This window comes from Vibrio sp. 1F255 (assembly GCF_041439145.1).
Lineage (GTDB): Bacteria > Pseudomonadota > Gammaproteobacteria > Enterobacterales > Vibrionaceae > Vibrio > Vibrio crassostreae_C.
Map to the genome: position 1 here is coordinate 1 of NZ_JBGONQ010000031.1, position 13150 is coordinate 13150.

Here is a 13150-nt window from a genome sequence, read left to right on the forward strand (position 1 = left end):
GGTATTGTGAATCAGAAGCACATGCTAAAGGGCTCTGGGAGGCGTGGTGGGCACATCTTAGGTTCTGCTTATATCGAGATTAAGTTACCCAGCCAAGAAGTAGTTGTGTTTTCTGGCGACTTGGGCCCAAGTAACACACCACTGCTGCCGGATCCTCAGCCACCACAGCAAGCCGATTATCTGTTTATCGAATCCACTTATGGCACCAGTACACATGATGATATTGCTACGCGAGCTGAGCGTCTCAAAGCAATCATTGATCGTTCACTGCTCGACGGTGGCGTTATTCTAATTCCGGCATTTAGTATCGGCAGAACGCAGGAATTGCTTTTTGATATCGAACACCTGATCTTTGAGCATCAACTCAGTAGCGATATTCCTATTATTCTCGATTCTCCGATGGCTCAAAAAGTGACGCGTTCATACCGACGTTTTAAAGAGTTGTGGGGACAAGAAGCAAAGCAGCGTCTTGAACTGAAACGCCACCCACTCGCTTTTGAGCAGTGCATTACCGTTGATGGACATAGAATGCACAAGAAAATCGTGAATCGCCTCAAGTCGACAGGTGAACCTGCGATTGTGGTCGCAGCTTCTGGGATGTGTCAGGGTGGCAGGATAATGAACTACTTATCCGCCTTGCTTCCCGATAAACGAACCGATGTAATTTTAGCTGGCTATCAAGCGCACGGAACGCTCGGACGAGAGCTGCAACAAGGGGAAATGCAGGTTTATATTGATAACAAAGACGTTGAGGTTAATGCTCAAATTCATGGCATGTCTGGCTATTCTGCCCATGCTGATAAAGAGGATCTTTACCAATTTATAGACGGCATCGCGACGCCACCGAAAGAGGTGCATTTGATTCACGGCGAGCCAAATACTCAGTCTGAGTTCGCTAAAGAATTACAGGCGCGAGGGTTCGTAGTTGTTTGAAACAGGCATCAAATTAACAACTTTTACTAGGTAGATATTAAGGCCTCAATTATCAAACCTTCAAAAGCCATAGTCTCATAGACCTGCTAGCTCACCTGATGCAGGTGATATATTCCAACCTACTTATCCCACCATCCATATGTCAGCCGTTTATGCTAATCGGCTTTAACCGCTGTTTTGCGCAATTTCGTTTCTTATGCGCACCTCAAGATCCCCTTTCTGTATTAATCACTATTTATTCACTTTTCAAAACACAACAAATAACAACTAGTTGCATATCAGATTAAATGGAACGATTATAGAATTAGCACTAAGCATTAACAAACACCCTCTATAACTTGCTTTATGTCACAGTAATCCTAATGCGCAGTTAAATAATTTAACACTCGGGTTACAAGTGAAGTATTGTGTTGTTCGAAAAACAATCATAAGCAAAACTAACAGGGAAAATACTCATGCAGTCATTCGTTGATTTTTTGAATGGAATAATCTGGAGCCCAGTACTTATCTACCTATGTTTAGGTGCAGGTTTGTTCTACTCCATCATGACTCGATTTGTTCAAATCCGTCACTTCTTTGAAATGTGGCGCTTGCTACTATCGGGTAAAAGCTCATCAAAAGGCATCTCGTCTTTCCAAGCTCTAGCCGTTTCGCTATCTGGCCGTGTCGGTACAGGTAACATTGCTGGTGTTGCTGCCGCTATCGGTTTCGGTGGCCCAGGTGCCGTATTCTGGATGTGGGTTGTAGCCTTCTTTGGCGCCGCAACTGCTTACGCAGAATCTACGCTAGCGCAAATCTACAAAGAAGAAGACGAAGGCCAGTTCCGTGGTGGTCCGGCTTACTACATTGAAAAAGCAATGGGTCAGAAGTGGTACGCATGGATCTTCGCTATCGCGACTATTTTTGCATGTGGTATTTTGCTTCCAGGTGTTCAGTCAAACAGTATTGGTAATGCTGTAGAAGCTGCATTTGGATCAGGTGATATGATTGAAACAGCTGTCGGTACATTCAGTTTCGCTAAAATTTTCACCGGTACTGTTGTTGCAATCATCCTTGCTTTCATCATCTTTGGTGGTGTTAAACGTATTGCGAACTTCACACAAATCGTTGTTCCTTTCATGGCATTGGCTTACATCATCATCGCGTTCGTTATCATTCTGCTAAACATCAGCCAAGTGCCAACGGTTTTCGCAATGATTGTTGGTGATGCATTCACACCTATGGCAGGCTTCGGTGCTGCAATTGGTTGGGGTGTTAAACGTGGTGTTTACTCAAACGAAGCGGGTCAAGGTACTGGTCCTCACGCGGCAGCGGCTGCAAGTGTTGATCACCCAGCTCAGCAAGGTTTGGTACAAGCATTCTCTATCTACATCGATACTCTTCTAGTATGTTCTGCTACAGCGTTCATGATCATCATCACTGGTGCTTACAACGTTCACGGCGGCGCTGAGGGTGTGTTCCTTGTTCAGAACCTAGCAGCAAACATCGGTGCGAATGGTCCTGTATTTACACAGCTTGCTATTGAAAGTGCACTACCAGGCATTGGTAAGCCATTCATCGCATTTGCTCTGTTCTTCTTCGCATTTACAACGATTCTTGCTTACTACTACATCGCAGAAACGAATATTGCTTACCTACGTCGTACCATCAAGATCCCTGGCATGATGTTCGTACTTAAGCTTGTTCTTATCACTGCAGTTTTCTATGGCACAGTTAAAACAGCGAACCTTGCATGGGCAATGGGTGATGTTGGTGTTGGCTTGATGGCATGGTTAAACATCGTGGGTATTCTGATCATCTTCTTCATGTCTAAGCCTGCGCTTAAAGCTCTAGCTGACTACGAAGAACAACAGAAACAAGGTGTGACTGAGTACACATTCAACCCTGTAAAACTAGGCATTAAAGGTGCTACTTACTGGGAAGAGAAGTACAAGCGTAAAACAGGCAAGTCTCCTGAAGCAGAAGCTGCAGACACTAAACCTGTAGAGCAGCCTTCAGCTTAAGCTTTCCTTAGCAAATAGATCGCTTTAACAAATAGCGCTATTAATAACGCATAAAAAAGGGGTTAGCCATTTCGGCTAACCCCTTTTGTTTTATTCATAACCAATAAATGGCTTATAACAAACTAACTGTTCCCGAGTTAGAGTATTAAGCAGCGATTTCTTGTGTTGCCATTTGAGGTGCTTTCTTCTCACCGATAGGCAGTACTGTGCGGCCGTATTCGTTGTTGATTACTTGTGCCATTGCAAAGTAGATAGCTGAAGCGCCACAGAAGATACCTTCAAAACCAGCGATAGTACCGATTAGTTCGCTGCCAGTGAAATCACGAGCTGCAAGTAGGAAGAACAAGATAGTTAGTGAACCGAATACTACTTGCTTCGCCACTGGGTAGCATAGAGAGCCGATGAACATGAAGCCTGTGAAGATGCCCCATAGTAGTAGGTACCAACCCATGAATGCTGCAGGGCTTGCAGGTAGGCCCATGTAAGGCATCACGATTAAACCAACCAAAGACAACCAGAATAGGCCGTAAGAAGTAAACGCAGTTGTACCGAACGTGTCACCACGTTTGAAACACATTGTGCCCACGATAACTTGGCTCAAACCACCGTAAAAAATACCCATAGCAAGAATCATTGAATCGATTGGAAAGAAACCTGCGTTGTGGATATTAAGAAGAATAGTGGTCATACCGAAACCCATTAAGCCTAGTGGCGCTGGGTTAGCTAGTTTGGTCGACATTACGAATTTACCTTATTAAAGTGGTTGATTAAAAAAAAGCGATAAAAATTATCAGAAAATTTTAATCTATAAACCGTACAACTAGGTAATCCAGTTATCGAAAACTAAGATTGTACAAATGATCTTATGGAAAATAGGTTTCATAATGAACCTATTCAATTCACCGAAACTATCAATAAACAGATTCCCTATCACGTTCGTTCCTCACTGTAAGGAATGACGAGTGAGGTAAGTGTTGAGGCAATGAGACAAAGCCTGGTGCTACGTCACTCTAGAATCGAGGGACGAGATATCTGGAATCTCCTCTTCGATATAAGCACGTTTGGCGCACTAAAGAGATTCCCTATCACGTTCGTTCCTCACTGTAGGGAATGACGGAAGTTTGCTTAGATGCGAGTAAGTGAAATGAAGAACAAGAGAGCGAGCTTTTCGTTACTCGTTTACTCGCATCCCGTATCTACTCACTCACCTGTTATCTTAAATTATGCTTGTTGAGCTTTAGACTCAGACACTTGAGATTGAACGTCTGAAGAAGCGTTTTTACTCGCATCGCGCTTGGCTAACAACGTCACGACAATCAACTGAGCAACAAGAGCGCCTAACACAACCAATGCACTTCCCGTAAAGCCTGCGACTACAAAACTAATCAGAGCAATAGAGCCGTTCATCAATGCGTAAGGAAGCTGCGTCTTAAAGTGTTCAAACTGATCACACCCAGCCCCGGTTGAAGAAAGAATCGTGGTTTCAGAAATCGGTGAGCAATGGTCACCAAACAAGCCACCAGACAACACAGCGCCAATTGCGACGAGAAGCGGAGCATCTATCGCAATCGCGGTTGGAATAACCAATGGCATCATTATCGCGAAGGTTCCCCACGACGATCCCGTTGCGAATGAAATGATAGCCGATAATAAAAACGCGACCGCAGGTACTAACCAATATGGAAAGCCGCTCTGTGCTTGCTCAGCAATATAAGCTGCCGCACCCAACTCTTTACCAACGGTGCTTAATGCCCAAGCCAATACCAAGATGATCGCGACTGGCATCATGTTTCCCATGCCTTTTAAGTACACAGAAACACCATCAGACAACTTTCTTACACCGTAGTAAGCCATTAACGAAATTAATGTAATCGCCGCAAAGAAATAAGCCGATGATAACGCCGCTCTAAATGATGAACCTGCGACCTTTTGGAACGGGAAGCCTTGTGGAACCAACATGGCACACAACACCACCAGCATCACTAACAATGGTGCCCAGACAAAAGATGCCTTTGCATTTTTATGCGAGAACGGATTTAGTGATTCGTTATTCACGCCAGAGTTAATTCCCGCCTGGCAATCACGCTCAGCTTTTGCCATTGGCCCAAAATCTAAACCTTTAACGGACACGAGCGGAACGATGAAAATCGCGAGGAATGCGTAGAACTGAAAAGGAATCGCACCGATGAACGCATCCCAATCAGACATATTGACATTCAACGCCGTAAACTCTTTTTGAATCAGGCTCATGATATACACGCCCCACCCGATAAAAGGGATAAGGATCGCGACGGGTGATGATGTAGAGTCGATGATGAATGCCAACTTCTGTCTAGAAAGTTTCAGTTTATCGAAAAGAGGGCGAAAGACAGGACCAACAATCAACGGAGTACCTAAGTCAGAGAAAAATATAACGATTCCACCCAACCATGCTGACAATTGAGCTTGGCATTTATTGCTTACCCACTGAGTCACTCGCTTTGCAAACGCGACGCCACCACCGGACTTTTCCATCAATGCGACAAAGCCACCGATGAATACCAACAGCATGATCACACCAGCGTTATAGCTGTCGGTAAGTTGAGGGACTAGGTAACCTTTCACCATGGTACCAAACGTATCAAGCGGGTTAAGTTCGCTAAACATGCCAGTCAGCATTGCAACACCACTCAGCACACCAGCAAAAAGGCCTATCACCACATTCCTTGTCGCCAATGACAACACCAAAGTAATCACAATGGGGATGAGTGACGTGATATCTGTCTGTTCCATAGGTACACCTTAACCCTAAAATAATAGAATAAATATAAATTAAATTTGAATATAAATTCACAAGCATCATTTGTACAGAACTTTATCCTCTAACTGGATAATTAGTCTTTAAATGCGCTCCAACATAGCCAAATAGACCAATCACCCTGCTTAAATAGCCAAGTTCGAAACGGAAAAAAGCCGAAAGTAGACACTTTCGGCTTTTGATTATTTATATCGCTATGGTCGTACTACTGAGCTCGTAACTTAGGCCACCTCTTCAGTATTCAGACTATCAATTACAGCTGATTTCATCCCAGAACCAATTCGATTGAACTGGGCTTTCCCAAACACCTGGGCCGTTTTTAGCCACGAAGCACTTACCGTTATGCGTCACTTTATCGCCATTACTCACTTGGCTAACACCGGCTTGCCACGTAATAAATTCAGATGGATCGACAACCACTGGCGGTTCTGTCACAGGTGGTTCAACGGGTGCAGGGTCTACTGGTTCTGGATCGACAGGGGCAGGATCAACAGGCGTTGGATCTGTCACAACTGGTGGTGTTGGCTCGCCCGCTACTAGTTTCCAAGGGCCACCATTGGCAGGGTCATCCCCTTGTGTCCACCATTTCGCTTCGTAGGTTGCGCCATTATGAGTCACTTGGTCACCCGCGTTGTAAACCTTGCTCGCACTCCAACCATTACCACCGGGATTGGTTCCTGGATCTACCGGATCCAGCTTATCGACCACTTTCACTTCAGGCCAACTCGCATGTGACCCATAAAAATTGGTCACACACTTCTCGTAATCGCCAGCCACCAACGCAGAATAAGCCGTTTGGAAACCAACAAGCTCACACTCAAACGAGTAACCTTCTGGGCGGTCTGCGTAGTATTTCCAGTTACCATCCCAGTTGGTGTACAACACATCCGTTGCTCCGTTGAGGTTTAAGCTTCCGTAAGGCGTTTGCTGCCAACAAGTATTGGCTTCATCCGCTTCTACCGGAATTTCATAGTGCGCTGCTAACCCTTCCCAATAACGAATACGGTTAACGGGTTGGCCTTTGTCTTTGTTCTGCTCGCCACATTCAATACCACCATTGATCACGTTGATTGTGGTACCAAAGCCATAACCAATACCCGCATCCAATTCGCGTTGAGATGGCGTCCAAGTGCGGTCGATGACATGCAGCATAGCTGGTTTAGGTGCTTGAGGGGTAAGGAAAAACCAAATAGCAGAAGCTAAGTTCAACCAAGAGTCCGCCACTAAGCCCGGATTGTTGAGAAGCACCGTCGCGTCACCATCAAACATCACTTCAGAGAACGCGCCATAATTAAAATGGTAAGAAAGCTGTTTAGCACCACGTCCGAAGTAGCCCTGTCCCGCAGCACATGGCCAACGGGCATTCTGCCAATCGTTCTGACCACAACCGGTGGTGTAACCTTCTTGGCCTTCAGACCAACCCATTTCGCGAACATGCACCAGCGCTTGCTGCCACTCTTCTAGAGCTAATGGATTATCAGAGGTGTTGTCTATCGCGATATGCCCACCCGTCTCTTGTGAAAAGTGAGCAAAGGCCGTGATGATGGATTTCTTACAGATAGCATCAGAATCACGGCCATCGGTGTACTCTCCACAGAACGCTGGGAATTTACCGATCGCGCGTAAGAAGCGAGTGTAGGTGTATTCTGGCGCTGCCATCTGAGTGAGGAAGTCCCATTCAGATTGAGGGAACACGCGCTCTACACGCTTTATGTTTTCAGGATTCGAGGGGGAACCGGGTTCAATCGCTTCAACGATTGTATTCGGGCGAGTTTGAAGGGCCTGTGACCAGATCGCATACATAGGATCGGATGTTTTCGCTTGTTCAGCAGCTTGTAGAGCCGACTTTTCAACAAGGTAACCATTCGGATTTTGCGGATCAGGTTGAATGTTCAAAGACGCATGACTTTGCGCTGCTAATGTGCAGCCCAGTACTGTCGCCAAATATTTGATTTTTAACATGATGGATTCTCTTATCTGTCCTTAATAAGTCCATCAAAGAGTATGCTTCACATGTTAAATGGCCTAGCTGTAGCTGTGTGAATTTATAAAAAGTGCGAGTGATCTTTTTGATACATGGCTCAGCACAACAAAGCGTCTCATGGTTTCTTGAGCTAATATCTAGTTTCCAACTCATTTGGTTTCTAGGTATTGTTCATTTGATTTCGAGGTATTGCTCATAAGCCTTTAATGTAATGAATCAATATAATGAATCGACAACGAAAAAAGCCCCGAACTGAGTTCGAGGCTTAAGATCTTAATCAAAGCTGGTTAAATCTCTAAGAGATTATTCCCACTCGATAGTTGCTGGTGGCTTACCAGAAATATCGTAAACAACACGTGAAATGCCGTTAACTTCGTTGATAATACGGTTAGAAACCTTACCTAGGAAGTCGTATGGTAGGTGTGCCCAGTGAGCAGTCATGAAGTCGATAGTTTCTACGGCACGTAGAGATACAACCCAATCGTACTTACGGCCATCGCCCATTACGCCAACTGAACGTACTGGTAGGAATACCGTGAATGCTTGAGATACTTTGTGGTAAAGGTCAGCAGCGTGAAGCTCTTCAATGAAAATAGCATCTGCGCGACGCAGTAGATCACAGTACTCTTTCTTCACTTCGCCAAGTACACGAACACCTAGACCTGGACCCGGGAATGGGTGGCGGTAAAGCATGTTGTATGGAAGACCAAGCTCTAGACCGATCTTACGTACTTCATCTTTAAACAGCTCACGTAGAGGCTCAACAAGGCCCATTTCCATATCATCAGGAAGACCACCAACGTTGTGGTGAGATTTGATTACGTGTGCTTTACCTGTCTTAGATGCAGCAGACTCGATTACGTCTGGGTAGATAGTACCCTGAGCAAGCCATTTAGCATTCTTCAGTTTCTTAGACTCTTCATCGAAGATATCTACGAATACGTGACCAATGATCTTACGCTTAGCTTCTGGTTCAGCTTCGCCTTCAAGAGCATCAAGGAAACGTTGCTCAGCATCTACTTTGATGATGTTTAGGCCAAACTTGTTGCCGAACATCTCCATAACCTGCTCACCTTCGTTTAAACGAAGAAGGCCGTTATCAACAAATACACATGTTAGTTTGTCGCCGATAGCGCGGTGAGCAAGCATCGCAACTACAGATGAATCAACACCACCAGAAAGACCAAGGATAACTTCGTCGTCACCTACTTGTTCTTTAATACGTGCAACTGCATCTTCAATGATTGAAGCTGAAGTCCACAGACCTTCACAACCACATACGTTAAGAACGAAGTTCTCAAGCATTTTCAGGCCGTTTTTAGTGTGTGTTACTTCTGGGTGGAATTGAACACCGAAGTACTTCTTCTCTTCGTTTGCCATTGCAGCGTATGGGCAAGTGTCTGTTTCAGCGATCTTTGTGAAATCAGCTGGAATCTCAACTACTTTGTCGCCGTGGCTCATCCAAACATCTTGAGTAGACTCAAGGTCAGCGAAAAGTGCAGATTCACCAGTTACTTGTACAGCAGCGTAGCCGAACTCGCGTTCAGTAGACGTTGCTACTTTACCGCCAAGTTGCTCAGCCATAGTTTGCATGCCGTAGCAGATACCGAATACAGGAACACCTGAATCAAATACGTACTGAGGTGCACGTGGAGAGTTCTCTTCCGTTACACTTTCAGGGCCGCCAGATAGGATGATACCGTCTGGATTGAATTCACGAATATCCGCTTCTTCTACGTCCCAGCTCCAAAGTTCACAGTAAACACCGATCTCACGAATACGACGAGCTACTAGCTGTGTGTATTGAGAACCGAAGTCCAGAATTAGAATACGTTGGTCATGAATATTTTTAGTCATTGTAAGCAGTCTTATTGGCTATGTGATAAAACGGAGGTGAGTTTACTCACCTCTGATTAACTCTTCAAGAAATAAAGCAAACGTTTTCGTTAGATATCTTTAACCACGTGTTTTGAGACAATCGGACTTTTAACAAAACAGGCGGTAGATATAATACCAATCACAGTAAGTAAGTAAGTAAGTAAGTAAGTAAGTAAGTAAGTAAGTAAGTGTTCAGGAATAGCGTAGGAAAAAAGCCTGAGAACAAGGCTGCTCTATTCGACAAAGAGTTCTGATAAGTAGTTATTCTACAATCAAAAATTCTAACGAAGTTATCGAGGTTTTTAACAAGCTAGGATGACCAGTTATTTACTACGATTGGTATATTAATGTGCCGACTAAATCAGCACATTATTCAAACGTTTGGACGTATTATTAACCTAAACGGTAGTTAGGTGCTTCTTTCGTGATTTGAACATCGTGTACGTGAGATTCTTTCATGCCCGCACCAGAGATACGAACAAACTCAGCTTTAGTACGCATGTCTTCAACAGTTGCAGAACCCGTTAGGCCCATGCTTGAGCGTAGACCGCCCATCTGTTGGTGAACGATCTCTTTTAGACGACCTTTGTATGCGATACGACCTTCAATACCTTCTGGAACAAGCTTGTCTGCAGCGTTGTCAGATTGGAAGTAACGGTCAGAAGAGCCTTGAGACATAGCGCCAAGAGAACCCATACCACGGTAAGACTTGTAAGAACGACCGTTGTAAAGGATAACTTCACCCGGTGCTTCTTCAGTACCAGCGAACATTGAACCAACCATCACACAAGATGCGCCAGCAACGATAGCTTTACAGATATCGCCAGAGAAGCGGATACCGCCATCTGCGATTACTGGAATACCGTATTCGTTTGCAACTTCCGCTGCGTCTGCGATTGCTGTTACTTGAGGAACACCAACACCAGTAACGATACGAGTCGTACAGATTGAACCTGGGCCGATACCAACTTTAACTGCACTAACACCCGCTTCGATAAGAGCACGTGCGCCAGCACCAGTTGCTACGTTACCACCGATGATTTGTAGATCAGGGTATGCAGCGCGAGTTTCGCGGATACGGTTAAGTACGCCTTCAGAGTGACCGTGTGAAGAGTCGATAAGTAGAACGTCTACGCCAGCTTCAACTAGAGCAGCAACGCGCTCTTCGTTACCAGCGCCAGCACCAACAGCTGCACCTACACGTAGGCTGCCGCGCTCATCTTTACAAGCGTTTGGTTTACGTTCTGCTTTGTGGAAATCTTTTGCAGTGATCATTCCAGTAAGTTGGAAGTCATCATTTACAACAAGAACTTTTTCAACACGCGCTTCGTGCATTTTCTCTTGAACTTCTTCACGAGTTGCACCTTCTTTAACAGAAGCAAGGCGAGCTTTAGGTGTCATTACTACATCAACTTTCTTAGAAAGATCAGTAACAAAGCGAACGTCACGGCCAGTAATAATACCAACAAGTTCGTTTGTTTCAGTAACAACAGGGAAACCGGCAAAGCCGTGTTTTTGGGTAAGGGCTACAACATCAGCGATTGTCGCGTCAGGGCTTACAGTTACTGGGTGAGAAACCACACCAGCTTCGTAAATTTTAACCTGGCGAACCATTTCAGCTTGCTGCTCGATTGACATATTCTTATGAATAAAGCCAATACCACCTTCTTGCGCAAGGGCAATTGCTAGGCGTGCTTCCGTAACAGTATCCATCGATGCAGAGATCATTGGGATGTTTAAAGAAATGTTTTTCGTTAACTGAGTGCGAAGATCAGCTGTGTTCGGAAGAACGGTTGAGTGTGCTGGGACGAGTAAAACGTCATCAAAAGTTAAAGCTTCTTTTGCGATTCGTAGCATTTGCAATATCTCACAACAAAGGTGTTAAAAGGAGTAAACCCAACTTTATCGTTTCGCATAATAAAGTGATTTGGATTTGATATTGCAGACGGATTATACGCACGGCGAAATCGCTTGGCTACACATTTTTGTATTTTTAATTTGCATTTACCCCCTTGCTATGTATTATATTGCCGCTATCTTCCATACTCACGCCCTGTGAGATTCCAAGAAAGACCTTCCTTCAAGGAAAGATAGTGCTTCTATGACTAATCCAAACATCTTTACTGTTTCTCGCCTCAACTCAGAGGTTCGTCTCCTATTAGAAAACGAAATGGGAATAGTCTGGCTCGTTGGTGAAATCTCAAACTTCTCTGCACCTGTCTCTGGTCACTGGTACCTCACGCTAAAAGACTCTCGCGCTCAAGTTAAATGCGCCATGTTTCGTGGCAATAACCGCCGTGTGACCTTTAAGCCTCAGAACGGCAATCAAGTTTTAGTCAAAGCTCGCCTATCTCTTTACGAGCCACGCGGTGACTACCAACTGATCATCGAAAGCATGCAGCCAGAGGGTGACGGTAAACTTCAGCAAGAATTTGAAAAGCTGAAGATGAACCTTGCCGCAGAAGGACTGTTTGCTCAATCAAGTAAGCAACCACTTCCTGAACACCCAAAGCGCGTTGGCGTTATCACCTCAAAAACGGGCGCTGCGCTGTTTGATATTCTTGATGTACTGAAAAGACGCGATCCTTCATTGCCTGTTGTGGTTTACCCGACCATGGTTCAAGGCGAAGAGGCGGCAATTCAGATTGCTCAAGCGATTGGACGAGCTAACGAACGCAATGAGTGTGATGTGTTGATCGTGGGTCGTGGCGGCGGTTCATTAGAAGACTTATGGTGCTTCAATAACGAGATCGTTGCTCGCACAATTGCAGCAAGCCAGATCCCGATTATCAGCGCAGTTGGCCACGAAGTTGACGTCACTATCGCCGATTTCGTCGCAGATATGCGTGCTCCAACGCCGTCAGCTGCTGCAGAATTGGTTAGCCGTGACAACAGTCATAAAGAGCAAGCTTATGCCTCTAAACGTGCTCGCTTGGTGAGTGCGATTCGTCATGTGTTAATCAAACAAGCACAATCCACTCAAACGTTAAAATACCGCTTGGAGAAACAGCACCCGAGCTACCAACTGCAAAAGCAGAGTCAGCAGCTTGATGACCTAGACATGCGTTTGCGTCGTGGTATGACTCAATACCTAAAACAACATGCACAGCGTGTTGAACGTAAACAGCACCAACTTCAGTTGAACTCACCAGTGAAGCGCCTTGGTGAACAAAAACTGCATCTGCAACGTTCAGAGCAAAAGCTATTAGATGCGATGGATAAAACACTGCTAACCACTCGCCATCAGCTAGCCATGGCTGCAGAGAAGCTAGAAACCGTTAGTCCACTGGCAACCCTAAAGCGTGGCTACAGCATTACTCATTCCGCATCGAGCAAGACAGTATCATCAATTAACGATGTCGAAGTCGGTGAAGTGATCACCACTCAAGTTGAAGACGGTGTGATTGAATCGCAAGTGACAACAAGAGTCGCTAAGAGTGAGCTTTAGGTTCGACTAGAACGTTGAAAATCATTTAAAACCAGAAAGCCCTATCGATAATCGACAGGGCTTTTGTATATCTACTGGCTGTAAAAGAAAACAACCTGATTCAAACC

8 protein-coding genes are annotated in these 13150 nt (G+C 44.9%); 3 read left to right on the top strand and 5 right to left on the bottom strand.

All coding sequences use genetic code 11. The annotated features are described in order from the left end of the window. Together ACED41_RS16530 and ACED41_RS16535 are read left to right on the top strand one after the other, a co-directional pair. The coding region (locus ACED41_RS16530; protein ID WP_371725300.1) for an MBL fold metallo-hydrolase RNA specificity domain-containing protein at nucleotides 1–933 on the top strand (933 nt) is incomplete at its 5' end. 455 nt (nucleotides 934–1388) lie between these two features. Further along, the gene (locus ACED41_RS16535; RefSeq protein ID WP_017069529.1) at nucleotides 1389–2936 is read left to right on the top strand and encodes a sodium:alanine symporter family protein; all 1548 of its coding nucleotides are present in this window, start codon (nucleotides 1389–1391) and stop codon (nucleotides 2934–2936) included. A gap of 145 nt (nucleotides 2937–3081) precedes the next feature. Here ACED41_RS16535 and ACED41_RS16540 read toward each other — a convergent pair whose 3' ends face one another. The 5 genes from ACED41_RS16540 to guaB all read right to left on the bottom strand — a co-directional run bounded on the left by ACED41_RS16540 (nucleotide 3082) and on the right by guaB (nucleotide 11452). Next, on the bottom strand, nucleotides 3082–3675 hold the full coding sequence (locus tag ACED41_RS16540; RefSeq protein WP_010440610.1) for a GPR1/FUN34/YaaH family transporter: 594 nt from the start codon (nucleotides 3673–3675) through the stop codon (nucleotides 3082–3084). 482 nt (nucleotides 3676–4157) lie between these two features. Beyond that, nucleotides 4158–5708 (bottom strand): Na+/H+ antiporter NhaC family protein, encoded by a 1551-nt coding sequence (locus tag ACED41_RS16545; protein ID WP_065584648.1) that lies wholly within the window; start codon nucleotides 5706–5708, stop codon nucleotides 4158–4160. A 274-nt stretch (nucleotides 5709–5982) separates the two neighbouring features. Further along, a complete protein-coding gene (locus ACED41_RS16550; RefSeq protein ID WP_065584649.1) occupies nucleotides 5983–7695 on the bottom strand; it encodes a chitinase in 1713 nt (570 codons plus the stop codon). 325 nt (nucleotides 7696–8020) lie between these two features. Beyond that, nucleotides 8021–9574, bottom strand: coding sequence for a glutamine-hydrolyzing GMP synthase (guaA, locus tag ACED41_RS16555; RefSeq protein WP_017066418.1), 1554 nt, complete (start codon nucleotides 9572–9574; stop codon nucleotides 8021–8023). 414 nt (nucleotides 9575–9988) lie between these two features. Next, nucleotides 9989–11452, bottom strand: a complete 1464-nt coding sequence (gene guaB, locus ACED41_RS16560; protein ID WP_017062496.1) for an IMP dehydrogenase — start codon at nucleotides 11450–11452, stop codon at nucleotides 9989–9991. A gap of 244 nt (nucleotides 11453–11696) precedes the next feature. Here guaB and xseA point away from each other — a divergent pair, with 244 nt between their 5' ends. Beyond that, nucleotides 11697–13043: an exodeoxyribonuclease VII large subunit gene (xseA, locus tag ACED41_RS16565; RefSeq protein ID WP_017066420.1), complete on the top strand. Its 1347-nt coding sequence runs from the start codon at nucleotides 11697–11699 to the stop codon at nucleotides 13041–13043. Nucleotides 13044–13150: the final 107 nt, after the last annotated feature.